Source organism: Segatella maculosa OT 289, assembly GCF_000243015.1.
GTDB classification, from domain to species: Bacteria; Bacteroidota; Bacteroidia; order Bacteroidales; family Bacteroidaceae; genus Prevotella; species Prevotella maculosa.
Map to the genome: position 1 here is coordinate 52,146 of NZ_JH594506.1, position 25,007 is coordinate 77,152.

The window sequence follows — 25,007 nt, forward strand, 5'->3', positions numbered from 1 at the left end:
GGCCGGGGTGGGTATCAGAAGGGGCCGGGGGAGGCTTTCTCCATTACCTTTCCAACAGCTTTTTGAGTTGATGGTCAACCGTTTGGAAAGTGAAATCGGCTGCCCGACGGTGCACACCTTCAAGGATTTCCGCTTGCAGATGGGCGTCGCTCAACAGTCGATTAACCGCTTTGGCAAGACTTTCTGCGTTGCCCACGGGTACAAGCAGGCCCGCTTTGCCGTCGTCGAGGATTTCTCTTGGCCCCGTAGGGCAGTCGGTTGCCACCATCAACTTGTTGAGCAAGAGGCCCTCGACGAGCACTGTTGGCAGTCCTTCGAACTTGGCACTGTGCACAAGCAGCCTACTTTGCAGTATCCACGGATAGGGATTGGCGCAGAAACCGAGGAACACCGTGCGGTCATCGATGCCCAATTCGTGGGCTGTTTGGCGGAGTTCGGCCTCCGATTTACCTTTCCCGATGATGTATAACCACTCCTCGCGCCCGAATTTCTCGCGCAACATGGCATACGCCCGCAGCAAGGTTGTGAGGTCTTTCTGCGACTCTTCCAATCGTTCGACAGCCAAAATGAAAGGTCGTTCGAGGCGTTCATCGGTGGGTATTTGGGCCGCTTTCCGTTGGATAAGTACCGGGTCTTTCGCGTTATAAATCACATCCAGCTTTGCTTTCAGGCGGGGAAAGAGTCGGATTCCCTCTGCTTTCATGGCCTTGGAAATGGTCACGACCCGGTCATAATGCTCCAATTCACGACCTATCCGCTGCATTCTTCGCGCGTTTTGTTGCATAGACTGCGCGAAACTGAAGTGGAAGAAGGCAATCTTTTTCACGTGTATGGGGCGCAGAAACGAATAAGCACAGCAGTCGAAATCGATGAAAATATCGGTCGTGGCGGCCAGTTTCTCAATCGCTTTTCGTGCTTTGTAGCGGCGAACAGGGTTGATAACGAGTTCGTCAAAGGCCTTTGCAAGGGGCGAAGCCTGCTTGAGTGCACGCCTTTGGGGAATGTATGTGAGGACTTTCGACCGTGAGAAATAAACGACATTCACGCACTTTGGTACCTCCCGGGCATAGACTTCGAGGTGGCCCATGGCCGTTGCAATAGCGAGGGTGAGCTGAAACCGGTCATCTTGGGCAAGGTGTTTCAGGTATTCTGTCAGCACGGTATCAATCCCACCGTCGAGAAATCGCGACATGAGAAAGACGATACGGAGCGGCGGTTGCCAGTCGGTTGTAGGTTGTTCGTGCAGCATAATGAATGGTCAATAGGGATTAAGGCGGTGTGGGGAGCCGTTAAGGTTTATGAAGAGTGCCGTTTTTCCTGCCTTTCTTCGATGAGTTTGGCCACGATGGCGAACTGATAACCAGCGTCGAGCACGGCATGTATCAATCCCGGAAGGCCGTCCAAGCAACCCCGTTTCAGGAAGTAGGACTTGAAAAAGCGGAAAGCCGGGCGGCAAAGCAAGGCCATGATGCCATGGTTTTTCTTGCGTCGGCGGGGCACTTCATAGTCAGAATAGGTGTTGTTTTTCGCAATGATGTCGGCCACGGTGTCGTTGGCAAGGTGCTCAAAGGCAAGGTCTTGCCTCGCAGAAGGTATCTTGATGACTCGCCCGTTTACCTCCGGTGAGGCGTGAATGACGGGCGGCCAATGACAATGCTCGCGTTTCAAGAACCGAAGCACATAGTCGGGGTAGCTGCTGTGCATCATTCTTCCCATGAAATAGTTCTTGCGTGGAATGGCAATCGCGGCGAAACCGGTCGGCTTTTGAATAGCTTCATAGAGATAATGGCGCAAGGCGCAGGGCACAATCTCGTCGGCATCGACCACCAACACCCACGGATTTTCTGCCCTGTCGATGGCAAATTGGCGGGCCGGTTCAACAATGCGGTGTTCGCCTTTGGGGAAGGTGACAACCTTGCAACCGTGGGAATGCGCGATGTCGAGCGTGCGATCGGTGCTCTCCATGTCGCAGATGAGCACCTCGTCAAAGTCTTTCACCGCTTCAAGACAGGCATTCAGGTGTCGCTCCGCATTGTAGGTGTTGATGACAACCGTGATTTTTTCATTTCCGTTCATGTTTGCAAATATACGAATTATATTCTTTTCCGCTCTTGTTTCGGTCCGATAAAAAAACTTCGTGGCCCAAAATAAGGGTCGGGGTGGGTTCTTTCATACCGCAAAATAATCCGTTCAAAGTCATGGTTTTATCGGAGTTTATTACTACTTTTGCCTTGTGATTGATGAAAATTCGGCCAAATGGTGCGCTGTCAACTGGGCGATAGGGCACGAACAAGGCAACATCGCATTGCATCGGGGCCAAAATCGGGACCCAAAACGATGGAGGCCGAAGAACAAGGCGCATGGGAAAAGCCTTTTGAAGCATCAAAACAGGCATTTAAGAACAGTAAAAACGGGAATGATATGATATTGTTGAGTTTTGACACCGAGGAGTTTGACGTGCCTCGCGAGCATGGTGTAGACTTCTCACTCGAAGAAGGAATGCGCGTTTCTGTTGAAGGAACCACTCGGATTCTCGATATATTGAAGGCCAACGGCGTGCGGGCTACGTTCTTCTGTACAGGAAACTTTGCCGAACAAGCACCCGAAATCATGGCGCGTATCAAGGCCGAAGGGCACGAGATTGCCTGCCACGGCGTTGATCATTGGCGGCCGAAGGCAGACGATGTGTTTCGTTCAAAGGAGATTGTTGAGCGGGTTTCGGGCGTGAAAGTGGCAGGATATCGGCAGCCCCGCATGTTCCCTGTGTCGGATGACGACATCGAACGGGCCGGATTTCTCTACAATTCATCGCTGAACCCGGCCTTTATTCCCGGCCGATATATGCACCTCACGACGCCAAGGACATGGTTCATGCGTGGCCCCGTCATGGAGATTCCGGCCAGTGTCAGCCCACATTTGCGCATACCTCTCTTTTGGTTGGCCCTTCATAACTTCCCCGAATGGCTCTATCGCAGCTTGGTTCGCCAAGTGTTGCGCCACGATGGCTACTTCGTTACCTATTTCCACCCTTGGGAATTCTATGATTTGAAGCACCATCCTGAGTTCAAAATGCCGTTCATCATCAAGAATCACAGCAGGAAAGCACTCGAACAGCGACTCGACCGCTTTATCAAAGCCATGAAAAATGACGGGCGTGCGTTCGTCACATTCATGGAATTCGTCAACCGACAGAAGAAATCCGTATGATAAAACTTGCCACAGTCTCACCCTGCTACAATGAAGAAGAGGTGTTGGAACAGTCGGCCGACCGGCTCACGGCACTCTTTGAAGACCTTATTCGTCAAGGGAAAATCGCGGAAGACTCGCTGATTGTCTTCGTCAACGACGGCAGTCGCGACCGCACATGGGAGATTATCACCCGGCTACATGCCCGAAATCCGCGTATCCGGGGCATCAACTTGGCGCACAACGTGGGCCACCAGAACGCCATTATGGCCGGAATGATGACGGCAAAAGACTGGGCCGACGCCGTGATTACGCTCGATGCCGACCTGCAAGACGACTATCTGACGTGCATTCCGCAGATGGTTGACGACTTCATGGCAGGCAATGACATCGTCTATGGCGTGAAGGTTTCGCGCAAGGCCGACCCGTTGCTCAAGCGAATGTCAGCGCAAGCGTTCTACCATCTGCAGGAGAAAATGGGCGTGAACAGCATCTTTAATCATGCCGACTTCCGACTGTTGAGTCGCCGGGCCTTGGAGATGCTGTCGGGATATAAGGAACGTAACCTCTATCTTCGCAGTCTTATCCCACTCATCGGACTCCGTTCAACAACCGTAGACGACCCCATCAGCGAGCGCGAAGCAGGGCATTCAAAATACACTTTGCGCAAGATGCTTGGCTTGGCCCTTGACGGTATCACGTCGTTCTCGGTGAAACCGATTTACTATGTGATTTATCTTGGCCTCGTGTTCCTGCTGATCAGCCTCGGTATTCTGGCCTATGTCATTCATGCCTTCATCAGTCATACGGAGGTAGCTGGCTGGGCTTCGCTCATACTCAGCGTGTGGCTTGTCGGCGGAATGCTGATGGTTTCGATCGGAGCCGTGGGCCTTTACATCGGCAAAATCTATGAGGAAGTGAAGCAACGCCCGCTTTATAACATCAGTGAGATATTGAAGTAGCAAGCCCGAATGACCGCTTTTATCAAACGACTTTGGCTGCGTTGGCAGAAAGACTTCTGGCGATTGTTCCGTTTCGGCATCACCGGAACGATCTGTTCGGCCATTCATTATGGCATCTATTGCCTGTGTCTGCTCGTCGCCGAGGCCAACCTTGCCTATACGGCCGGCTATGTCGTGGGCTTGGTTTGCAATTACGGACTCACCACCTACTTCACTTTCAAAGGTAAACCCACGAAGGGCAACGCCGCAGGCTTTGCCGGTAGCCACCTGCTGAACTATCTTTTGGAGATAGGATTGTTCAACCTTTTCCTTTGGTTGGGCGCGGGTAAGTGGCTTTCGCCCATTCTCGTGATGCTGATAGCCGTTCCCATCAACTTTGTGTTGCTCAGGTTGGTGTTCGTTCGCAGGCAGAAGGTGGCCCGATAGAAGTTCAATGAGAAAGAATTCAGTTGACAGTTGACGCGTAAACGGGTGAACAAGTTGATTGTTTACGCGCTTGTAGGGACGCACGGCTCGTGCGTCCGCCTTAATAATCGTGCATTTGTGTTTCATTCTTCTTGTGCGGACGCACGAGCCGTGCGTCCCTACATGCCTCTTGTCAACAATCCATTTTATCATTCAGCTAATCATAAAGGTTAAAATTCAATGTTCAAACTTCAAAGTCAAAACCCCTACATGCCTGTTGCTGCCATTCAACAATCTAATTTCAGCCATTTCGTCGTGTAATCTCACTCATTTTACCGTGCGAAATCACCCATTTTAGCGTGCAAAATGGCTGCGATTGGAACGCAAGGCGTAAGTTGTTGATAGCCATTTGGCTGCATGTAGGGACGCATGGGCCGTGCGTCTGCCCAACCAATCCTGCATGATGTGATTTCAATACAAGGGCGGGTCGTTCGCAACTTGGTTTTCCATGAGCGAAAAAAACAGCGTGGAAAGAAAAAAATATCGGCTGGAAATGATGAACATATCATGATTTTCTTTATATTTGTAGCCTGAACAATAACCTAAACGCAATTAAAACCAACATGAGACACGTTACTTTCTGAGTCCGAAAGGACATGGAATAGCTGCCACCGTGCAGGGTATTCCGCTCTATCATCGCTTAAAAAACAAACTAAAAACAACGTATTCATTTCTCAAAAAACACTGTTATGAACCTAAACATCAAACCATCAACCTTGCTCATCGTGCTGTGTTCCGTCGCCGGGACATTGGCAACGCAGCAGGTTTCGGCACTCCCGACGGTGCAAAACGCGTCGGTTGTGCAGCAAGTTCGAAAGGTATCGGGCACCGTAAGCGATGCCATGGGACCACTGATCGGGGCAACCGTGAAGGAAAAAGGAACGTCGAACGGAGCCGTTACCGACCTCGACGGTCGCTTCACACTGTCGGTTCGGCCCGGAGCAACACTCGTTTTCTCCTACATCGGCTATGATGAGCAGGAGCTATCCGTGGGGAACAACGCCACGTTCAACGTGACTTTGAAAGAGCAGGGCCGCAACCTGAACGAGGTAGTTGTCATTGGTTACGGCACACAACGGCGTGAAGCGGTCACCGGTTCGGTAGCCAATGTGAGGGGAGACCTTGTGCGTGAGGTGCCCGGAAGCGACATTTCGAATGCCTTGCAGGGCCGTATTGCGGGCGTACAAATGATGCAAGCGTCTTCAAAACCGGGCGCTTCGATGCAGATTCGCATTCGTGGTACGCGTTCATTAACGGCAAGTAACGACCCATTGGTGGTGCTTGACGGGGTTCCTTTCGCCGGAAGTATCAATGACATCGACCCGAACAACATCAAATCGATGGACATTTTGAAAGACGCTTCGGCCACGGCCATCTACGGATCGCGCGGTGCCAACGGTGTAATTATCATCACAACATACAAGGGTTATCAGGATCAAAAGCCCACAGTAACGTACAATGGCTACGTAGGCATGAAGACGTTGTTCCACCGTTATCCCATGATGGACGCCGAAGCGTTCACGGAATTGCGCCGATATGCCAATAAATACCAATACGGAACGGACGAGATTGCGTGGGGAGAAGCCGGAAGTGTGGACACGGATTGGCAGAAATTGCTGTTCAAAAACGGCCTGACAACCAATCAAGACATCGGTGTTTCGGGTGGCTCTTCACATGGAAGTTACAACTTTGGTCTATCATATTTCCGCGATGAAGCAGTCATTCCGACGCAGAACTTCAATCGTTATGCGTTGCATGCCGCCATTGATCAGGAGATAGGGAAGTATGTCAAGGTGGGCTTCAGCACCAATGCCAACTACAGTATCACCAATGGTGGGTCGTTGGGACTCTACAATACGCTCAGTGCGACGCCCATCACGAACCCCTACAGGGCCGACGGAACGCTGAAAGAACGCGTGAACATGGCCAGTGATACGCAGTGGGTGTATGCCAAGAAAAGCATCGAAGGCTTGGGAGATAATTTCAAAGACCGGACAAAAGCCTATGGTGCATATAACAATTTCTATGGAGAAGTGAAGATACCCGGCGTAGATGGGTTGAAATACCGCATCAACTTAGGACTTAACTACCGCCATAGCGACTACGGAAACTACGTGGGTACGGGCGTATTCTCAGACACTCCGAATGCCGATTCGCACGCAACTTCGCGCGAAAATACCACGACCAACTGGGCGATTGAGAACACTTTGAACTATGATAAGAGTTGGGGAAAGCACACCATCAACGCTGTCGGGCTCTATTCGGCAGAGCAAACGGTCTTCAAACAGACCTATATGTATGGCTTAAAGGTGCCGGCCGGCTTCCAATTCTACAACATCGGACAGGCCCAGAACGTTACGATAGACCCCTCGCAACAGGCCTATTACAAGAGTGGATTGGTGTCGGTGATGGGTCGTTTGATGTATAACTACGACAATAAGTATATGCTTAGCGTGGCATTCCGTTCAGATGCGTCGTCACGTTTGGCCAAAGGACACCAGTGGCACACCTATCCTGCGGTGTCATTGGGCTGGAACATGGCCCGAGAAACGTTCATGCAAGATGTCAAATGGCTTGAGACTTTGAAGCTACGTCTGGGCTATGGCGAGACTTCCAACCAGTCTGTGAACCCTTATTCCACTATGGGAACGCTCAGTACGCGCCCATATAACTTCGGTGAAAGCTATGCCGTTGGCACTTATGTCAGTTCACTTCCCAACGCAGCTTTGGGCTGGGAGTATTCCAAAACATGGAACTTCGGCGTGGACTTTACGCTGCTGAAGGGGCGATTAAGCGGAACATTGGAGTATTATGTGCAGAATACAGAGGACTTATTAATGGGGGTTAACCTGCCTTCAACAACGGGTGTGAACAGCTATATGGCCAATGTGGGCAAGACACGCAACCGCGGTTTTGAGCTATCTCTCAATGGAACAATCCTCAATAACAAGGAGGGTTGGACGTGGGAAGCCGGACTTAATTGGTATACCAACAAGAACGAGCTGATAGAACTGGCCTCCGGAGCAACGCGAGATGAAAGCAATTGGTGGTTTGTCGGATATCCCATTAACGTCGTATATGACTATGAAAAGATCGGAATATGGCAGAAAGATGAAGAGCATATCCGCCGAATTGCAGAGCCGGGAGGCAATGCGGGCATGATAAAAATACGCTATAACGGTGAATATGAGGCCGATGGTGTGACCCCGAAACGGGCATATGGAGAGGCCGACAGGCAGATTATAAAGATGGATCCGGCTTGGGAAGGCGGCTTCAACACACGTGTTTCCTACAAGAACTGGGACCTTTCACTCGTCGCTTCCTATCGTCATGGAGGCAAACTTATATCGACTATCTATGGCTCACAGGGCTATTTGAACATGCTAAGTGGGCGTCGTGGCAACATTAAAGTGGATTATTGGACAGAGAATAACCCTACGAATGATAATCCAAAGCCCGGAGGTATCGAGAGTAGCAACAATCCAAAGTATGGTAATTCCTTGGGTTATTTCAGCGCATCTTACCTGAAAGTGCGTACCATCACGCTGGGTTACAACTTCAATCAGCCTTGGCTTAAAGCCTGCGGTATATCGAAAGCCCGCGTTTATGCAACGGTTCAGAATCCCTTTGTGCTCTTTTCTCCCTACACGAATAAGTCGGGTATGGACCCGGAAACCAACTCCTACGGTAACGAAAACCAGGCCGTTGGCTCGTTCTATAAGTCACATTTGCTCGTTGTGGGCTTCAACACGCCTGCTACCCGCAACTTCCTTCTTGGCGTAAACATCACTTTTTAAACGACAGAAAAGATGAAAAAACATCATAATACAATCGCAATCGGCATCTTGGCAACGGGACTTTCGCTCGCAGGATGCTCCAATGTGCTGGACGAAGTGAATCGACAGACCTACACGCCCGGCTATTTTCAAACACAAGCCGGTGTAGAATCGGGCATAACCTCGCTCTATGCGAACCTCCGTTACTATTGGGGCAATGGCTATTGGCTCATTGCCAACGAGACAGGAACAGACGAATACACCTACGGACACGGTGGAAATGGAAACGATTTGCCCATTGATATGTCGGGAAAAGGCGCACTCAACGCCACAAACTGCCGTGCCGACGTGCTCTGGAACGTGGCTTTCACCGATATCAACACGGCAAGTGGCGTGCTTGAAAACGGCGCATCAATCGGTGTCAGTGAGGCAATGCTCTCCGAAGCTCACTTCTTTCGTGCCCTTGACTACTTTGAATTGGTACAGACTTTCGGTGGAGTTCCGTTGGATTTAGGCTCGGGTCAGCTGAAATTCAACACTGCTTCGGTTCGCACTTCCAAGCGAAATACGGTGCCAGAAGTGTACACCAAGGCCATCTTTCCCGACCTTCTGACAGCCATAACCCACCTTCCTGACAAGGGAAGAGTAACGGGTGGGGTGACGAAAACGGCTGCCCGACTCGTGCTGTCAAAGGCATATCTCACCTATGGATGGTGGCTCCAGAACCCCAATGGCATTCCTACTTACCCCGAATGTGACCGTACTGACCCCGATGGACACACGGCTTCGTGGTATTTCCAGCAGGCTTATGACATTGCAATCACGGCAATCAAGAACCCCGGAGCCTTTACCTTGCAACCCAGTTTCTATCAAGTAAATGTGGGAACTAACGACCGTAATGCCGAAATATTGCTTTATGCAGACCACACACAAAGCAGTAATTACTACGATGGTGGCACGAATTTCGATTGGGGAAACGGCAATTCACCCGGCAATTTTGCCCGTTGGATGTGTCGATGGGACTACACTTTCCTTGAGTCTTCCAGCCATCCTGTGAAGTGGACCAAGTTCCGTTCGGTGCAAAGACAGGCCGTTCAAGGGAAAGACCGCCCGTGGAAAGAGATGGCAACTCCAATTGAAGTGATGACCAAAACCTTTAAGGAAAAGACGTTCGACTCGCGTTTCGACGGCACGTTTGCCTATCAGTTCCGGGGCAATTGGGAGCTTTCGGGTGCCAATTCCGATGGAAACGGCAATGCAAACGTAGCCTATAACGCCAACATGTTGCCCATCAATGCAGAGGATTCCGTGCTGACTTTCATCGATGACGATGCCATCTTGGGCAGCATCGTCTATCCCGTTAAGGGCGCAATCAACGCTGCAGGCGATGGAACAAGCGCTGCCGGATACAGCAATGTGGGCGGCGGTGTGCTGCCGGGACGGGCAGATTGGGTGATTGGTGCGCATGGTATCAGTCGCTACGCCTATCTGAATAACTGGAAGAACGGCATCTATCGCACGGGAGACAAGGGACTTGGCAAGCCCAACGGCGACAGTCCGCGTCCTTATCCGGTGCTGAAACTCTCCGAACTTTACTTCATTGCCGCCGAAGCCGCAGTGAAAGGAGCAACTACAGAGAGCGGATATACGGCGCGAGACCTTGTGAATGTGATCCGTGCACGGGCAGGAAAGTGGACGTATGACAATAATCGTCAGCGCGAAAAGATTGTAGATCATAGTGCAAAAATGGTGGCTGCAACGCCTGCAACCATCACGATTGACTACCTACTCGACGAGCGTAGCCGTGAATTCTTTGGTGAAGGATACCGTTGGTGGGACCTTGTTCGCACGCAGACTTGGGCAACCAAGGCCGCAACCTACACCATTTGCGGACTTCAGGCGGGCGACCATACGCCGCAAACCATCACGCGAACCATCACGAAAGACCATTACCTGCGCCCGATTCCGCAAGGACAAATCGACGCTTTGCAGATATCTGCAGCCGAAAAGACGGCTTATCAGAATCCGGCCTATCGGTAATAACGGTCCAATCTCACCCATTTCACCGTGTAAAATGGGTGATTTCACCGTGTAATATGGGCCATATTACCGCGCAATATGGCTCATTTTAGAAACCGATATAGCCGAGCTGAAAATGTAGGGACGCACGGTTCGTGCGTCCGCTTAAACGAAAATACTTTCATAAAGCGGTGAGGAGAGTAGAGAAACGCTTGGTTGGAGCGGACGCACGAGCCGTGCGTCCCTACATGCCAACAGCGATGTTGCGCAACACAACTGACGGGATTGCGACGCAATCAACGCACTTGTAGAACTTGAAGACATGAACAGTGCCTTTCCCCCGACGTTTCATTGCGATGCAACCAACGCCCTACGGGGGCGGACCTCGGCCTCACTTTCTCTTCGGTTTCTGCTACCGAACCTTCCGAAAAAATCCCTTGTCGGCCCCGAAATGGGTGGACAAGGGATTTTTCTTTAAGGTTTGAACTTCGAAACTTTGACGTTTGAGCTTTGAAACTTTGACGTTTGAGCTTTGAAGCTTGAACTTTATGATAAGCTAATCTTTCAGTTTAAGCCTTCAGACTTTGAAGTTTGAACTTTGAAGCTTGAACTTTATGATAAGCTCATCTTTCAGTTTAAGTCTTCAGACTTTGAAGTTTGAAGTTTGAAATTTGAACTTTATGATCGGTTGACAGTGTTTGTATTGCACGAAAGCACTGCTTATTTTGCGAACGAGAAGTGCTGCCAAGGACTGTCAGGTTCGTTCATGAGCTTCTTGACCGTGGGGGTACGGTACTTTAATTCATAGCCATCGGCACCCCAAAGGCAATAGCCGATGAGATAACTCTTACCGTAATCCTCCCACGAAGTGAGCGACTTATGGGCCAGTTCGTCGGCAAAATCAACATATTCCCACAGTTCCTTCTCACTGATATACTTTGATTCTGCACACCAACGTGCAACGGATATCAAGCGAGTAGCATCGAAAGCGATGCCGCCGATGCGTGAAAACTCGGCCTCATCCTTTACGATTCCCTCTTTAACAAGATTGCCGATATACTTGAAAGCACGTCCAATCTGCTCTGCACACGCCTTTGCATCGTTTGGATTTACAAAGGTTTCATTGAGATACTCCTCTATGGCTTTCTGCCCTTTCAGCTTGAATGCCTCGGCAATATGAGAGGAATAGTCTTTCTTGCATGCAATCTTCAAATCGTTTAAAGCATCAACGGCCGTGTCATGATCATCGATGTTCCAATCCTCTTTCAGCCTATCTTCGCGTTCTTCTTTTTCAAGTCCGGTCTTAACGGAGTTCAGATAGCCTTTGTCGAACATTGCATATATGGCGCCCAACAGTATTTTTCGCTGTTGGTCCTCGGTTAACGAAGTCTTCTCATCCATGCGGAACCCACCCTTGAAGAGGCGGAGAAAGCCCCTTGCCTTAAAGAAGTAGCGGTAAAGTGTGACGGCAACCACCACTATAACGATGGCATAGACAATCCATTTAACGGCTCCACTGGATTCACCGGACTCTCCTGCGGGAACCCGGACACGGAATCTAAGGGCGAAAACTTGCTGTGCTGCGAGGCACAACATCAGCATCATGCTTGTGATAACTCTCTTTTTCATAAATGATATGTTTGATTTGGTGAAACAATTTCAAGTCGGAAGTGGTGAACTTGCGCCTTATTTCGCGAAAGGAATGCGCTTCCAAGGACTCTTCGGGTTGGTGTACATCTTCTTGGCGTAGCCTGTCATCACCTCGAAATAGTTGGCCGTGCCACACCACAGACAGCGTCCGATGATGTAACTCTTGCCGAAATCCTCCCAAGAAGTGAGCGTGCGGTGGGCGATTTCGTCTGCCGCATCGGCATAACGCCACAGTTCTTCCTCGGTGATCCAGCCCTCTTCGGTACACATTCGGGCCACAAACACGAGCCTACCTACGTCCCATGCGTCGGGTCCGATACGTATAAAGTCGGCCTCATCTCGTATGATTTGCTCCTTTATCAGCGGTTCCAAGGACGCAAAGGCATATTGCACTTGCTCCCAACAGTCCTGCATGTCCTCCTCATCTTCAAAGCTTTCGCTGATATATTGCTGGATTTCTTTCTTGTTTTTGAGCTTCAATGATTCGGTAACTTGGGTGAAGAAGCGGCGCGAACCAGCATCTTTGAAATAGTCCAACTTGTCTTTTGCCGTCGCCGAATCGGTGATTCCGTAGGCTCGGGACAGCAGTTCCCGGCGTTCTTCCCTGCCCATTCCGGTCTTGATGACATTCATGGGCGAACTCTTTTGCGTTGAATAAACCCCGCTCAAAAGCATCTTTCGCTGTTGGTCCTCGGTCAGTTGGGTGTCCTCTTCCATGCGAAGAGTTCCGCCAAACATGCGGAACAGCATCTTCACTTTCGCCCAATGGTTGTACAAGGTGACGAGGAGGAACACACCACCGAAAGCAAGAATGAACCATAACGTAGTGTAACTGCTGCTTACGGGAGCTTCCAGTCGATTCTCAGTAAGCTTGGATGCCGCTGCATACTGGGCCGCGAAGCACAGCAACGGCAGAAGGATTGTTGTTGTTTTCTTTATCATATAGGTGTCATTATTAGGGATTTCGGCTTATTTCTTCTTGCCTTTTGCAGTCTTCTTTGCCGCAGGTTTCTCGGGCATCTTGTTCTCCGGACGTTCAAATCCGTCTTTCTTTGCCCGCTCACTCATGGTCTTGATGCGCTTATCGAGGTCGGGATGAGAGGAGAACATACGCTTCCATTTGCTGTCTTTTTGGTAACCTGCGTCCTCTTCGAGCTTCTTTAACTTCTCAAACGACAATGCAATAGCCCACGGGTTCTTGCCGTTTTTCTTCAGAAACTCATAGCCATAGCTGTCTGCACTGCTCTCTTGTTTTCGCGAATATGAGGCATTCAGCAACGTTTCTCCAAGGTCGCCGAGTTGCGAATCAGTGAGTGCTGCAGCCTTACCGTTGGTAGATGAGACGCCGTCTTTTAGTGCCGAAGTGAGCAAAGCCGTGCGGAATGCGTCCTTAGAATCCTTGTGTGCGACGTGTCCAATCTCGTGTCCAATGACCCCAAGCAGCTCTTCATCGGTCATAATGTCCATCAAAGAGGAGAACACCCGCACGCTTCCGTCGGCACAAGCAAAGGCATTCACGTCGGTAACATAATAGACCTTGAAGTTCAAAGGAATGCCTTCAACGTTGGTCAGGCCTGCCGTTAGCCTCTTCAGACGCACGGTATAGGGATTCTTTTCAGGGCAAACCTGATTGTGTTTGTCCATCCAAGCGACGTATTCCCTGACATAATTCGCCATGTCGGCATCGGTCAGCGTCGCCGCTTTCACTGCCTTTGCAGCCCCACTGACGGCTTTTTTAAGATTAAACTGTGCCATCACCGGCATTGAACTCACCATACAGCATGCTGCAATCAGCAGGCGTAATACTACTTTTTTCATACAATAACTTTTTAATATACTGTTAATCGTGTAACAAAAGTATATAAAAAATCGGTAAATCTGTATAGTCTCACGGTCTTTTTTACGTTTTTTCGTTTCAGATAAACGCCACGGTGAGTCCCGCCATGACGATGCTTACCATCGACATCAGCTTGATCAAGATGTTCAGACTGGGGCCCGAAGTGTCTTTAAAAGGGTCTCCAACGGTGTCACCCACGATGGTTGCCTTGTGCGTTGCAGCGCCTTTGCCACCGAAGTGTCCTTCTTCAACCATCTTCTTTGCGTTGTCCCACGCACCACCGGCATTGGCCATGAACACCGCCAACGTGAACCCTGCCGACAAACTGCCCACCAATAAGCCCAAGACTCCGGCCACTCCGAGCACCATTCCCACTACGATTGGAATGGCAATCGCCAGCAAACTCGGCACAATCATCTCTCTTTGAGCACTCCGAGTGGATATTTCTACGCAGCGACCATAGTCGGGTTCGGCCTTTCCTTCCAGTATTCCTTTGAGCTCACGGAACTGCCTTCGCACCTCTTCCACCATGGATTGGGCAGCCCGTCCCACGGCTCCCATCGTCAAACCACAGAAGAGAAAGGCCGCCATTGCACCGATAAAGGTACCCACAAGCACCTTGGGATTCATCAAATTCACTTGAAAGAAGTCCATGAAATCAGGCATCGTGGCCCTCGAAGGGTCGAAAGATTGCCCCGCAACATCTATGAAACGGGCTCCTTCTTCCACGGCTCTTGCCATCGCTATCTTAATCTCTTCGACATACGAAGCCAGCAAGGCAAGGGCCGTCAATGCCGCACTTCCGATGGCAAACCCCTTGCCCGTGGCGGCCGTTGTGTTGCCCAATGCGTCGAGCGCATCAGTACGTTGGCGCACTTCCTTGCCCAGTTCGCTCATCTCGGCATTGCCTCCTGCGTTGTCGGCAATGGGACCATAGGCGTCAGTTGCAAGCGTTATGCCGAGCGTTGAGAGCATTCCAACGGCCGCAATGCCGATGCCATAGAGGCCACGACTGATGGAATCGGCCCGCATGCTCATGTCGAAACCGTTGGCACAAAGGTAACTCAGCAGGATAGCCACAGCGATAACGAGCACGGGAATGCACGTGGAAATCATGCCGGTGCCCAAACCTTTGATGATTACCGTGGCCGGACCGGTCTGGCTTGCCTCGGCTATTTGCTGCGTGGGACGGTAACTTTGCGAGGTATAATACTCGGTTGCCTGACCGATAATGACTCCTGCAACAAGTCCACTGATGACAGAAAACGACACACCGAGCCAGTTTTCAATGCCTAAAAGATAAAGAATAACGAACGAGGCCACGGCAATCAGCACCGCACTCACATTGGTTCCGAGTCCCAAGGCCCGCAACAATTGCTTCATCGTTGCCCCTTCTTTCGTGCGAACAAGGAAGATTCCGATGAGCGAAAGGAATATTCCTACGGCCGCAATAATCATCGGTGCGATGACAGCCCGCAGTTGCATGTCGCCTTTCATGGCAAAAGCTGTGGCCCCAAGTGCGGCAGTTGAGAGGATACTTCCGCAGTAGCTCTCATACAAATCGGCCCCCATTCCGGCCACATCGCCCACATTGTCGCCCACATTATCAGCTATCGTGGCCGGATTTCGCGGGTCGTCTTCGGGAATATCTGCCTCAACCTTGCCCACAAGGTCGGCTCCCACGTCGGCTGCCTTGGTGTAGATGCCACCGCCGACACGCGCAAACAACGCCTGCGTAGAGGCGCCCATGCCAAACGTGAGCATGGTTGTCGTGACGGTAATCAGGGCCGTTTGCTCGCCTTCATAAACGTAATTGAGAATCAGGAACCATAGGGCAATGTCGAGAAGTCCCAGCCCCACGACCACAAGTCCCATCACGGCGCCACTTCTGAAAGCCACTTTCAGTCCGCTGTCCAAGCCCTTCCGTGCCGCATGCGCCGTGCGTCCGGAGGCATAGGTGGCCGTTTTCATGCCGAAAAAGCCCGAGAGTCCCGAGAAGAAACCACCCGTCAAGAAGGCCACGGGCACCCAAGGATTCTGTATTTTCAGCACATAAGCCATGAAAGCAAACACCAAAGCGAGCACCACAAACACGATGCCAACAACCTTATATTGCTGCCGCAGGTAGGCCATGGCGCCTTTCCTGACGTGCATGGCGATTGTTTTCATCTTCGTGGTTCCCTCATCTTCTTTCATCATGGCCGTGAAAAAATACCACGCCATGCCCAATGCAACGGCCGATGCCAGCGGCACAAGCCAAAAAACGGTAGGAATGTTCATCATGCGTTTCTATGTTAAGGTAATTCAATTCGTGCAGTGTTTGGGAACAAATATACGAATATTCGTCGCTTATTGTCCCCATTTTGGATTATTTAACAAAGGAAAAGCCCTCCGAACATGCGTTTGAAAGGCGGGGAGAAAGGGCACGACAATCCATCAGGACGCACGAAACCGCACGCCCTTTTTGCCCATCGTTGAGGCCAAAAACACTACGCTTGCGTCGTCTTACCGCTCAAACTTCTCGATGCTCAGCCCCTTTTCGCAGAGCGATTCCAACTGAGGCACAAGGCGGGTGAAGTGCTCTGAATGCGCATGCTTATCCAAAAGTTCGCTGTTTTCCCAGCTTTCACAGAACATATATACGCCGGGTTGGGTGGTACTTTCAAAGAGATCGTAGCCCTTGTTGCCCGCATCTTGGCGCGATTTCTCGACCAATTCGTCGGTCACGGCCTTCACTTGGGCGGTGGTCACGCCCGCTTTCACTACGAAAAATGCATTGATACGAATCATAATCCTAATGTTTTATTGATTGATTGAAGTGCCACAAAGATAGTGCTTTTTGCCGAACAGGCCATCGTTTTTTGCATATAATCGCACCGAACGGCTGTCCTGACCGCCCTTTTTCACGCTCCTTTCAATGCCGTCGGAGTGAGATGGCGATGTAGGGACGCACGGCTCGTGCGTCCGCGTAAGGGGATTACAAACGAATATGCGTGGTTGATGGAGCGGACGCACGAGCCGTGCGTCCCTACATGCGTCGAACCATCAACTTGTCCACTTGTTTACGCGTCCACTGACAACTGAAACGTGAGCGGACGCACGAGCCGTGCGTCCCTACATCATTCGCAGTGATTATCAACGACTTTCATCTCATGTTCCAATCTCACCCTTTTCACCGTGCAACCGCAGCCATATTACACGCTAATCTCACCCTTATTGCGCGGTAAAATGGGTGAGATTGGAACGCAACATGCAAAGGGTTGATTTTCAATCCCGTTGCGCTGTCTGAAACGGCTGCCTTCCGGTATTCCCGATGGCGGTTCATGCGTCGTGATGTTCATGCACCGACGGTCCGACACTGGGCGAATGGGCCTCGGAAAGTGGTGACCTTTCGGTCGTCTCGGGCAGCATATACCGCTCCACATTGTCGTTGAAGAGCGGACATGCAGCCGACTGCGTCTTTCCTTCACGGTAGACAAGGCGGCAGACATGGAGCAAATCGGGCACGTTGGCATGCAATAACATGATTCGACGCGTTAGGATTTGGGTGGCAAACATGCGCTTCATCAAGGGTGCGGAAAGCCAAACGGGGAGCCGAAACGGGAGCACTTCGCCCCTGTAATGGCGCAAGTTGACGCCCCGACCGGCTACGATCTTCATACATTCGCGCACCGTCAGCACCGCACGGCGCAGGAGATGGGTGCTGTCCATCAGCCTTTCCACGCACTCGTCTGCCCGCTTTGGGTCGGCTTCGGCAAGGGCTATGATGGTCGAAATCACGCCGGCATTGATGCTCATATGCAGCCATATCCACTCCAACATGTCGTGGGGGCACTCGCTTTTTATGCCGGATTGGAGGAAAGAACGGGTGATATCGTCGTAGTTTTCGACAGCGGTTCGCTCGCGGGATTCAAGCATAATGTGGTCGAAAATCACGCATTCCAGTCGGCAATCTGCCTTGTTCAGTCGTCCTCCTGCAACGGGATAGCCCAACAGATAAGGCCTTCCGGCCATGATATGTTCGATATGTTCGCGGCTTTCCCATACGCCGCAGAAGAGCAATATCGTTCCTTCGAAGCGGTTGTCGCGAAGGGTTTCGAGCGCTTCTTCAAGGCGGAGGGACGACAGACTGACGATGATGAAGTCGTAGCGGCTGCCGGGTGTGGCGTGCGTTATAGGATAATGGTCTTCCGTTTGCTGCCCTTTCTTATCGTTCCGACCGTCAAGCAGCGACACAGAGAGGCTTTCGGTGGCATGGTTCTGCGACGTGGGACGAATGTAATGTGCCACATCGTGCCCGCTTTTCCGTAGGATATAGCCATACGTAGAGCCGATGACACCGAGCCCGAGGATTAATATTTTCATGCGGATAAGGCTTTAATGATGATGAAAATTCATGCTGCAAAGGTAGTCATTCAACAAGGAATATCGGGTCTTTCGGCTGGAAAAATAACATTGTTTCAAACATGCAACCGGCCGAAATACCGAAAACCGAGTAATAAAACAAGGTATGCGGGGCGGCTGTGAATTGCCTATTAATAGGTATTGCGAGCCGAAAACGGAAGGCGTATCTTTGCATTTGACAAATCAAACCGTAGAATTTAAAACGCAATCATATGAAAATAAAATGCTTTTTAGGCTTGATGGCACTGCTGTGCACGCTTTCCTTGCCCGGTAAGGCGGGCGAACCGGTGGCGAAAAACCGCACCGATGCGAACATCTATGGGCATGTTGTCCAAGCAAAAGACAATGAACACCTGGCCTATGTGACCGTTTCTGTGAGGGGAACCACGCTGACAACCGCCACAGATGCTACCGGTCACTATTACTTAAAGGACCTTCCTGTGGGCAAACATACTGTTGAAGCGAAGGCATTGGGCTATCGAACGGCTACCCGTGAGATAGAAATCAGCGCGAATAGTTCGCAAGAAGTGAACTTCACACTCACCGAAGATGCCATCGCTTTGGACGAAGTTGTGCTCACAGCCAACCGCTCACAGACGCTAAGGCGCGAGGCTCCGGCCCTCGTAAACGTGTTGGACAGCAAGCTATTTGACCAAACCAACGCCATGTGTATGGCGCAGGGACTGAACTTCCAGCCCGGTGTACGCACCGAAAACAACTGCCAGAACTGTGGCTTCTCACAGGTGCGTATCAACGGACTTGACGGACATTACAGTCAGATATTGATTGATTCGCGCCCTATTTTCACCTCACTCAACGGCATATATGGCTTGGAACAAATCCCTTCAAACATGATCGACCGCATCGAAGTGGTGCGGGGTGGCGGCTCAGCGCTATACGGTGCGTCGGCCATCGGAGGCACCATCAACGTCATTACCAAGGAACCTGTGCGCAATTCTGCCGAAGTGAGCCACACAACGACGTCCATAGAAGGAAAGGGAGGCATGGAGAATAACACCACAGCCAACGTCTCTGTGGTGAGCGAAGACGGCAAAACAGGCCTCTATGTCTATGGCCAACACCATTACAGACCAGGCTTTGACCACGACGGAGACGGCTATACTGAATTGCCAAACCTGCGGAATCAGACGCTCGGATTGAGCGCTTTCTACAAGTTTACGCCTTATTCAAAGCTCTCATTGCAGTATCATAACATCAGTGAATTCCGAAGGGGAGGCAACAACTTGGACCTTCCGCCCCACGAAGCCAACATCACCGAGCAGCTCGACCACGACATCAACGGGGGCAACTTGGCCTACGATCTCTCGTCAAATGACTACAAGAACCGCCTGAAGGCCTATTTCTCGTTCAGCAATACCACGCGGAAAAGCTACTATGGTGGCATCGGTGAAGGTTCTTTCGCCGACCGAATTGCAGCGCAAAAAGCCTACGGACGCACCACAGATTTCACTACTGTTACGGGCTTACAATACCTCCATCAGTTCGATAACCTGCTCTTTTTGCCATCCGATCTCACCCTCGGTGCAGAGTATAACCATGACGCATTGAAAGACAAAATCATCGGATATAACCATCTACTTGAGCAGAAGTCGAGGATTGCCAGCGCTTATTTGCAAAACGAATGGAAGAATAAGACGTGGAGTTTCCTGCTGGGTTGGCGCATAGATAAGCACAATCTGATCCGTCATGCCATCTTCAGTCCGCGCGTGAACCTGCGCTATAACCCCACAGAAAACATCAATCTGCGGGCCAGTTACTCCAGTGGTTTCCGCGCACCGCAGGCATTCGACGAAGACCTTCACGTGGGGTTTGCAGGCGGAGAACGCATCGTTACGCGTTTGGCAAGCGGACTTAAAGAGGAGCGTTCACACAGTTTCAGTCTCTCGGCCGACCTTTATCAGACGATAGGAAGCGTGCAAACGAACTTCCTCATCGAGGGTTTTTACACCCATCTGACCGATGTTTTCGCCCTAAGACAGCTCAACACAAAGGACAGCGAGGGCAACCGCGTGCAGGAACGCTACAACGGAAGCGGCGCAAAAGTGCTCGGACTGAACCTCGAAGGCAAGGCTGCTTTTACCTCATGGTTCCAACTTCAGGCCGGAATGACGCTGCAGCAAAGTCGTTATGACGAAGAAACGGAGTGGGACGAAGACGCTCCCAAGGTGAAAAAATTCATGCGCACGCCCTCTGCCTATGGCTACTTCACGGCCTCGTTCACGCCACTCAAGAACCTCTCGGCCTCGCTTTCGGGCAACTACACGGGCCGAATGCTCGTCGGACATGCCAAGCATACGCTCGAAGACGGAACCGAAGTAGGGCCTGAAGCCGTTGACACACCGGCCTTCTTCACGCTCAACACGAAACTGGCCTACAACATCCGGCTCTCCGATTACGTGAAGCTGGAGCTGAACGCCGGCATTCAGAACCTCACCAACGCCTATCAAAAGGACTTCGACCGCGGTTGGGGACGCGACTCGGCCTACATCTACGGTCCGGCTCAGCCCCGTTGCTTCTTCGCCGGCGTGAAAATCGTTTATTGAGAGAGCCTCCCCCGGTCCCTCCAAAGCAGGGGAGCGGGGAGCTTGCGGGCTATCATGCCCGTGAAACAGCGCGTGGAAGTCGGCGGAACGGGGAGAAAGAGGCTGCAAGATAGAGAGAACTTGTGGCCTAAGTAGGGGAAAGCTATCGGCCAAATAGGAAGTATCTATTGACGAAATAGGGAGAAGAGGACGACAGCTATAGGAGTTGTAACATTCCCAACACGTTGGGAAACCGATAGGTCCTATAGTTGTCGCTATCAAGTCCTATAGTTGTGCACGTCAGAATAGGCTTTTGTGTCGCGCAATACCTATTATTATATAACACAATACATATTGTTATTCAACGCAAGGCCTGCGCTTGTGCCTCGCAAGGCGTATGTTCCCACTGTGCAAGGGACATGCTTCGGGCGCACGACCCGGGGCGCCTCACATTCCTTATAAATAATGATTGCACGGCCGAATGCAAAGCTTTAACTTTGCAAACGAATTCAAAAAGACGAAAACATGAGATTTATGTTATCCCTACTCGGGGTATGCTTTGCGACGGCCGCAGGTGCAACGGAAGCCGACTCAACCATCGCAAGCCGGCACGAACTGCGTGAAGTGGTCGTGACGGGGTTCAAACAAGACAACGTGAAAGATGCGCCTGTGTCGGTTTCGACAGCCGGAAGCCGCTTCATTCAGGACAACGAACAGCGCGGACTGCGCGAGATGAGCACGGTGTTTGCCAACTTCTTCATGCCCGACTACGGGGCACGGCAGAACACGCCCATCTATATTCGCGGCATAGGTTCGAAGATCAACGCGCCTTCCGTGGGACTTTACGTCGACGGAATGCCCTATTTCGATCGCTCGGTTTTCGACATGGAGCTTGCCGGAATCAGTGGGATTGAGGTGCTTCGTGGGCCACAAGGCACGCTCTACGGCCGCAATTCGACGGGCGGACTCATCAATATTTCGACCCATTCGCCGCTGGATTACCAGAACACTATGGCCCGAATTGGCTACGGATCGCGCAACGATATGCAACTCACTTTGGGTCATTATGCGAAGCTGAACGAGCGTTTCGGCTTCTCCATATCGGGCAATTACCATCACAACGACGGCTTTTTCTATAATCGAACCCTTGGCGAGAAGGCCGATGACAGCAACACTGCGAGCGCCAGACTGGGCTTTGCTTGGCGGCCGACCGACCGCTGGACGATGCGCATGAGCCTCATCTTCGACCACACGCTGCAGGGCGGTTATCCCTATGGTGCCTATGATGTGGCGGCAAACCGGGTCGGAGCGGTCGGCTATAACCGCCGGAGCGACTACCGACGCAACCTATTCTCGGGCGGAATGAACTGGCTCTACCGCGGCGAGGGCTTCAGCTTCAACAGCCAGACGTCCTTTCAATACAGCAAAGACCGGCAACACATCGACCAAGACTTCATGCCGGTCGACCTCTTCTTTGCCATCACTGCGCTGAAACAACGCCTCGCCAGTCAGGAGTTCACGCTGCGTTCGACGCGCCACGACAGCCGCTATCACTGGATTGTTGGAGCATTTGGCTTCTATCAGAAGCTCAACAACATGGTCGAAACACAGTTCCTGACGCCGAAATTCGCCACACCGAAGTTCTATGACAACCCCACTTGGGGCGGTGCCCTCTATCATCAATCCACCTATGACCTTACGCAAAGCCTGCATGCTGCCGTGGGATTGCGCTACGATTACGAGCGCGTGGGAGAGGATTATGAGGCTTATAAATACGCGTTGGCAGCGGGAATGGACAGCAAGGTGCTGACGGCTACGTTCAAAGACCACATGCATTTCAGTCGGGTTACGCCGAAGTTCACGCTCAGCCAACACCTCTCGGCCGACAAAATGGTGTATGCTTCGGTAGCAGCCGGCTACAAAGCAGGTGGCTATAACCTGACGTCGACCACGAAAGACCTGCCGGCTTACGACCCCGAATACAACTGGAACTACGAGATTGGTGCGAAGTTGACCTTCTTCGACAGGGCACTTCAGACCGAAATAAGCCTGTTCTACATCGATTGGAAGCATCAGCAAGTGACCTCGACCGTGCCGGGTCTGGGCAATATCATCAACAACGCGGGTCACTCCGATAGTAAAGGTGTCGAGCTTTCGGCCGTCTATAGGCCCCTCACGGGCTTGGAACTGCGGGCCAATTACGGCTACACCTACGCCCGATTCCTGCGCTATGAGAAGAGTGCGACGGTCAGTTACACGGGCAATATGCTGCCGATGGTGCCCCGACAGACGATGGCTTTCGCGGCCAACTACACCATTCCGCACGTCATGGGCTTGGATAAACTGATGCTGAATGCCGCACTCACGGGCGCAGGTAAGATTTATTGGACCGAAGACAACACGCTCCGGCAACCTTTCTACACCCTGCTCAACCTGAAAGTTGCCGCAACCAAGGGGCGGTTCACGTGGGAACTGTGGACCAAGAACACCACCAACACGCGCTACATGGCCTATGCTTTCGTGGCTCCCACCGCCTATGCGCAGCAAGGCAGGCCGTTCACGATGGGCACGTCGCTCTTGTTCAAACTCAATCCCTGACGCCTATGCAGCCATTCCATGATACCATCGTCATCGGTGCAGGCCTCACGGGCCTCACAACCGCCCACACGTTGCGCAAACGCGGCGTGGATTGCATCGTTTTGGAGCAGGAAAAGCGCGTCGGCGGACAGATACATACGTTCCAAGATGGGGGCTTTGTGTTTGAAAGCGGGCCCAATACGGGTGTCATTTCCTACCCCGAAGTGGCCGAACTTTTCGATGAATTGCAACCTTACGGCTGCCAAATTGAGACGGCACATGAGGCATCTAAGCAGCGATGGGTATGGAAAAAGGGACGCTTCCATGCGCTTCCTTGCGGTCCGAAGTCAGCCTTTTCGACTTCTTTGTTCACGTGGACCGACAAGCTGAGAATACTGGGCGAGCCGTTCCGTAAGCCCGGAACCGACCCCGATGAAAGCGTAGCCGAGCTTGTTATCCGACGCTTGGGACGCTCCTATCTCGACTATGCTGTCGACCCATTCATATCGGGTGTCTACGCCGGAGACCCGTTCAAGCTCGTCACCCGCCATGCCCTTCCCAAGCTTTATAACCTCGAGCACGACCATGGCAGTTTCATTCGGGGAGCCATAGCCAAGTATAAAGCACCCAAAACCGACCGCGACCGGCGCGCAACGAAGCAGGTGTTCTCAGCCAAGGGCGGCTTGGGCAGACTGATAGAGGCCTTGGAAAGGTCGGTTGGCAGCGACAGAATCGTGCTCGAAGCGACCCACGTCACGGTGCAACCCACTGCCGACGGAAGGTGGGAAGTGAGTTATCGCACGCCCGACAACGCCACATTGACGATGCAATGCAACCATGTCGTCACCACCGTTGGTGCCTACGCCTTGCCGTCGCTGCTGCCTTTCGTTGACAAACGGCAGATGGAGGCCATTGCCTCGCTGCATTATGCGCCCATCGTGCAGGTGAGCGTGGGCGTAAACCATACGGGTGGCGTCAGACAACGCGCATTCGGCGGCCTTATTCCCTCGTGCGAGCGGCAGCAAGTGCTCGGCATTCTCTTCCCGTCGTCGTGTTTCGACGGCCGAAGTCCGCAAGACGGCGCACTCTATTCGTTCTTTCTCGGCGGAATGCGGCGTCCGGAGATGCTCTCCATGAGCGATGATGCCCTGCTGGCATGTGTCTCTGAGGTCATGAACCGCATGCTTTCGCTGCCCGAAGGCACGCAGCCCGACCTCATTCGCATCTTCCGTCACCCGCGGGCCATACCACAATACGAGCGAACGAGCACCGAACGGTTCGCCGCCATCGCTGCCATTGAACAGCAATACCCCGGCCTTACGCTCGGCGGAAACATCTGCGGGGGCATCGGAATGGCCGACCGTATCCGTCAGGCCGTCGATATGGGAAACAAGATATAAGAGGTGGTTGCACCATGCGCAGGGGATAGGCATGTAGGGACGTACGGCTCGTGCGTCCGCCCAGCACGGTTGACGAGTAAACAACTGAAAAACGGAGCGGACGCACGGCCCGTGCATCCTTACATGCCTCTTGTCAGCTAATCATAAAGGTCAAAGTTCAATGTTCAAAGTTCAAAGTCAAGGTCCCT

At 51.8% G+C, this 25,007-nt stretch carries 16 protein-coding genes; 8 read left to right on the forward strand and 8 right to left on the reverse strand.

Going from position 1 to position 25,007, the window contains the following annotated elements; translation table 11 throughout:
• Positions 1 to 43 precede the first annotated feature (43 nt).
• Positions 44 to 1,249 carry a glycosyltransferase gene (locus HMPREF9944_RS09020; protein WP_008565890.1) on the reverse strand — a complete coding sequence of 402 codons (1,206 nt, stop codon included), beginning with the start codon at positions 1,247 to 1,249 and terminating at the stop codon, positions 44 to 46.
• Between the two features lie 47 nt (positions 1,250 to 1,296).
• The gene (locus tag HMPREF9944_RS09025) at positions 1,297 to 2,076 is read right to left on the reverse strand and encodes a glycosyltransferase family 2 protein (RefSeq protein WP_008565891.1); all 780 of its coding nucleotides are present in this window, start codon (positions 2,074 to 2,076) and stop codon (positions 1,297 to 1,299) included.
• Positions 2,077 to 2,421: 345 nt separating this feature from the next.
• Between HMPREF9944_RS09025 and HMPREF9944_RS09035 the strand changes: the two genes are divergently transcribed.
• From HMPREF9944_RS09035 to HMPREF9944_RS09055, 5 genes are all read left to right on the forward strand, one after another.
• Complete coding sequence (locus tag HMPREF9944_RS09035; protein WP_044113597.1) at positions 2,422 to 3,207, forward strand: polysaccharide deacetylase family protein; 786 nt, start codon at positions 2,422 to 2,424, stop codon at positions 3,205 to 3,207.
• Complete coding sequence (locus HMPREF9944_RS09040; protein ID WP_008565894.1) at positions 3,204 to 4,148, forward strand: glycosyltransferase family 2 protein; 945 nt, start codon at positions 3,204 to 3,206, stop codon at positions 4,146 to 4,148. Before HMPREF9944_RS09035 ends, HMPREF9944_RS09040 begins: the two co-directional genes overlap by 4 nt.
• Positions 4,149 to 4,157: 9 nt before the next feature.
• Positions 4,158 to 4,574 carry a GtrA family protein gene (locus tag HMPREF9944_RS09045; protein ID WP_008565895.1) on the forward strand — a complete coding sequence of 139 codons (417 nt, stop codon included), beginning with the start codon at positions 4,158 to 4,160 and terminating at the stop codon, positions 4,572 to 4,574.
• 728 nt (positions 4,575 to 5,302) lie between these two features.
• Positions 5,303 to 8,410, forward strand: a complete 3,108-nt coding sequence (locus HMPREF9944_RS09050) for a SusC/RagA family TonB-linked outer membrane protein (RefSeq protein WP_008565896.1) — start codon at positions 5,303 to 5,305, stop codon at positions 8,408 to 8,410.
• A 12-nt stretch (positions 8,411 to 8,422) separates the two neighbouring features.
• Positions 8,423 to 10,429, forward strand: coding sequence for a RagB/SusD family nutrient uptake outer membrane protein (locus HMPREF9944_RS09055; protein ID WP_008565897.1), 2,007 nt, complete (start codon positions 8,423 to 8,425; stop codon positions 10,427 to 10,429).
• Positions 10,430 to 11,128: 699 nt separating this feature from the next.
• On the opposite strand, the gene HMPREF9944_RS09060 is transcribed toward HMPREF9944_RS09055, so the two are convergent.
• The 6 genes from HMPREF9944_RS09060 to HMPREF9944_RS09085 form a co-directional block, all read right to left on the reverse strand.
• Entirely contained in the window at positions 11,129 to 12,037 is a 909-nt protein-coding gene (locus tag HMPREF9944_RS09060) for a DUF1266 domain-containing protein (RefSeq protein ID WP_008565898.1), read from the reverse strand.
• Positions 12,038 to 12,094: 57 nt separating this feature from the next.
• Complete coding sequence (locus HMPREF9944_RS09065) at positions 12,095 to 13,000, reverse strand: DUF1266 domain-containing protein (protein WP_008565899.1); 906 nt, start codon at positions 12,998 to 13,000, stop codon at positions 12,095 to 12,097.
• 27 nt (positions 13,001 to 13,027) lie between these two features.
• Positions 13,028 to 13,876, reverse strand: a complete 849-nt coding sequence (locus HMPREF9944_RS09070; protein ID WP_008565900.1) for a M48 family metallopeptidase — start codon at positions 13,874 to 13,876, stop codon at positions 13,028 to 13,030.
• Positions 13,877 to 13,973: 97 nt separating this feature from the next.
• A complete protein-coding gene (locus tag HMPREF9944_RS09075; RefSeq protein ID WP_172633993.1) occupies positions 13,974 to 16,178 on the reverse strand; it encodes a sodium-translocating pyrophosphatase in 2,205 nt (734 codons plus the stop codon).
• A gap of 222 nt (positions 16,179 to 16,400) precedes the next feature.
• Entirely contained in the window at positions 16,401 to 16,685 is a 285-nt protein-coding gene (locus HMPREF9944_RS09080) for a putative quinol monooxygenase (RefSeq protein ID WP_008565903.1), read from the reverse strand.
• 531 nt (positions 16,686 to 17,216) lie between these two features.
• A complete protein-coding gene (locus HMPREF9944_RS09085) occupies positions 17,217 to 18,260 on the reverse strand; it encodes a ketopantoate reductase family protein (protein WP_008565904.1) in 1,044 nt (347 codons plus the stop codon).
• A gap of 251 nt (positions 18,261 to 18,511) precedes the next feature.
• On the opposite strand from HMPREF9944_RS09085, the gene HMPREF9944_RS09090 reads away from it, so the two are divergent.
• The 3 genes from HMPREF9944_RS09090 (at position 18,512) to hemG (ending at position 24,819) form a co-directional block, all read left to right on the forward strand.
• Positions 18,512 to 20,863 (forward strand): TonB-dependent receptor, encoded by a 2,352-nt coding sequence (locus tag HMPREF9944_RS09090; RefSeq protein WP_008565907.1) that lies wholly within the window; start codon positions 18,512 to 18,514, stop codon positions 20,861 to 20,863.
• A gap of 504 nt (positions 20,864 to 21,367) precedes the next feature.
• Positions 21,368 to 23,440 (forward strand): TonB-dependent receptor, encoded by a 2,073-nt coding sequence (locus tag HMPREF9944_RS09095; protein ID WP_008565908.1) that lies wholly within the window; start codon positions 21,368 to 21,370, stop codon positions 23,438 to 23,440.
• A 5-nt stretch (positions 23,441 to 23,445) separates the two neighbouring features.
• A complete protein-coding gene (gene hemG / locus HMPREF9944_RS09100; RefSeq protein WP_008565909.1) occupies positions 23,446 to 24,819 on the forward strand; it encodes a protoporphyrinogen oxidase in 1,374 nt (457 codons plus the stop codon).
• Positions 24,820 to 25,007 lie beyond the last annotated feature (188 nt).

Bases quoted from the DNA above. Each gene is read 5' to 3' on its own strand.
- HMPREF9944_RS09020 (WP_008565890.1), bottom strand. From the start codon at position 1,249: ATGCTGCACGAACAACCTACAACCGACTGGCAACCGCCGCTCCGTATC.
- HMPREF9944_RS09025 (WP_008565891.1), bottom strand. From the start codon at position 2,076: ATGAACGGAAATGAAAAAATCACGGTTGTCATCAACACCTACAATGCG.
- HMPREF9944_RS09035 (WP_044113597.1), top strand. From the start codon at position 2,422: ATGATATTGTTGAGTTTTGACACCGAGGAGTTTGACGTGCCTCGCGAG.
- HMPREF9944_RS09040 (WP_008565894.1), top strand. From the start codon at position 3,204: ATGATAAAACTTGCCACAGTCTCACCCTGCTACAATGAAGAAGAGGTG.
- HMPREF9944_RS09045 (WP_008565895.1), top strand. From the start codon at position 4,158: ATGACCGCTTTTATCAAACGACTTTGGCTGCGTTGGCAGAAAGACTTC.
- HMPREF9944_RS09050 (WP_008565896.1), top strand. From the start codon at position 5,303: ATGAACCTAAACATCAAACCATCAACCTTGCTCATCGTGCTGTGTTCC.
- HMPREF9944_RS09055 (WP_008565897.1), top strand. From the start codon at position 8,423: ATGAAAAAACATCATAATACAATCGCAATCGGCATCTTGGCAACGGGA.
- HMPREF9944_RS09060 (WP_008565898.1), bottom strand. From the start codon at position 12,037: ATGAAAAAGAGAGTTATCACAAGCATGATGCTGATGTTGTGCCTCGCA.
- HMPREF9944_RS09065 (WP_008565899.1), bottom strand. From the start codon at position 13,000: ATGATAAAGAAAACAACAACAATCCTTCTGCCGTTGCTGTGCTTCGCG.
- HMPREF9944_RS09070 (WP_008565900.1), bottom strand. From the start codon at position 13,876: ATGAAAAAAGTAGTATTACGCCTGCTGATTGCAGCATGCTGTATGGTG.
- HMPREF9944_RS09075 (WP_172633993.1), bottom strand. From the start codon at position 16,178: ATGATGAACATTCCTACCGTTTTTTGGCTTGTGCCGCTGGCATCGGCC.
- HMPREF9944_RS09080 (WP_008565903.1), bottom strand. From the start codon at position 16,685: ATGATTCGTATCAATGCATTTTTCGTAGTGAAAGCGGGCGTGACCACC.
- HMPREF9944_RS09085 (WP_008565904.1), bottom strand. From the start codon at position 18,260: ATGAAAATATTAATCCTCGGGCTCGGTGTCATCGGCTCTACGTATGGC.
- HMPREF9944_RS09090 (WP_008565907.1), top strand. From the start codon at position 18,512: ATGAAAATAAAATGCTTTTTAGGCTTGATGGCACTGCTGTGCACGCTT.
- HMPREF9944_RS09095 (WP_008565908.1), top strand. From the start codon at position 21,368: ATGAGATTTATGTTATCCCTACTCGGGGTATGCTTTGCGACGGCCGCA.
- hemG (WP_008565909.1), top strand. From the start codon at position 23,446: ATGCAGCCATTCCATGATACCATCGTCATCGGTGCAGGCCTCACGGGC.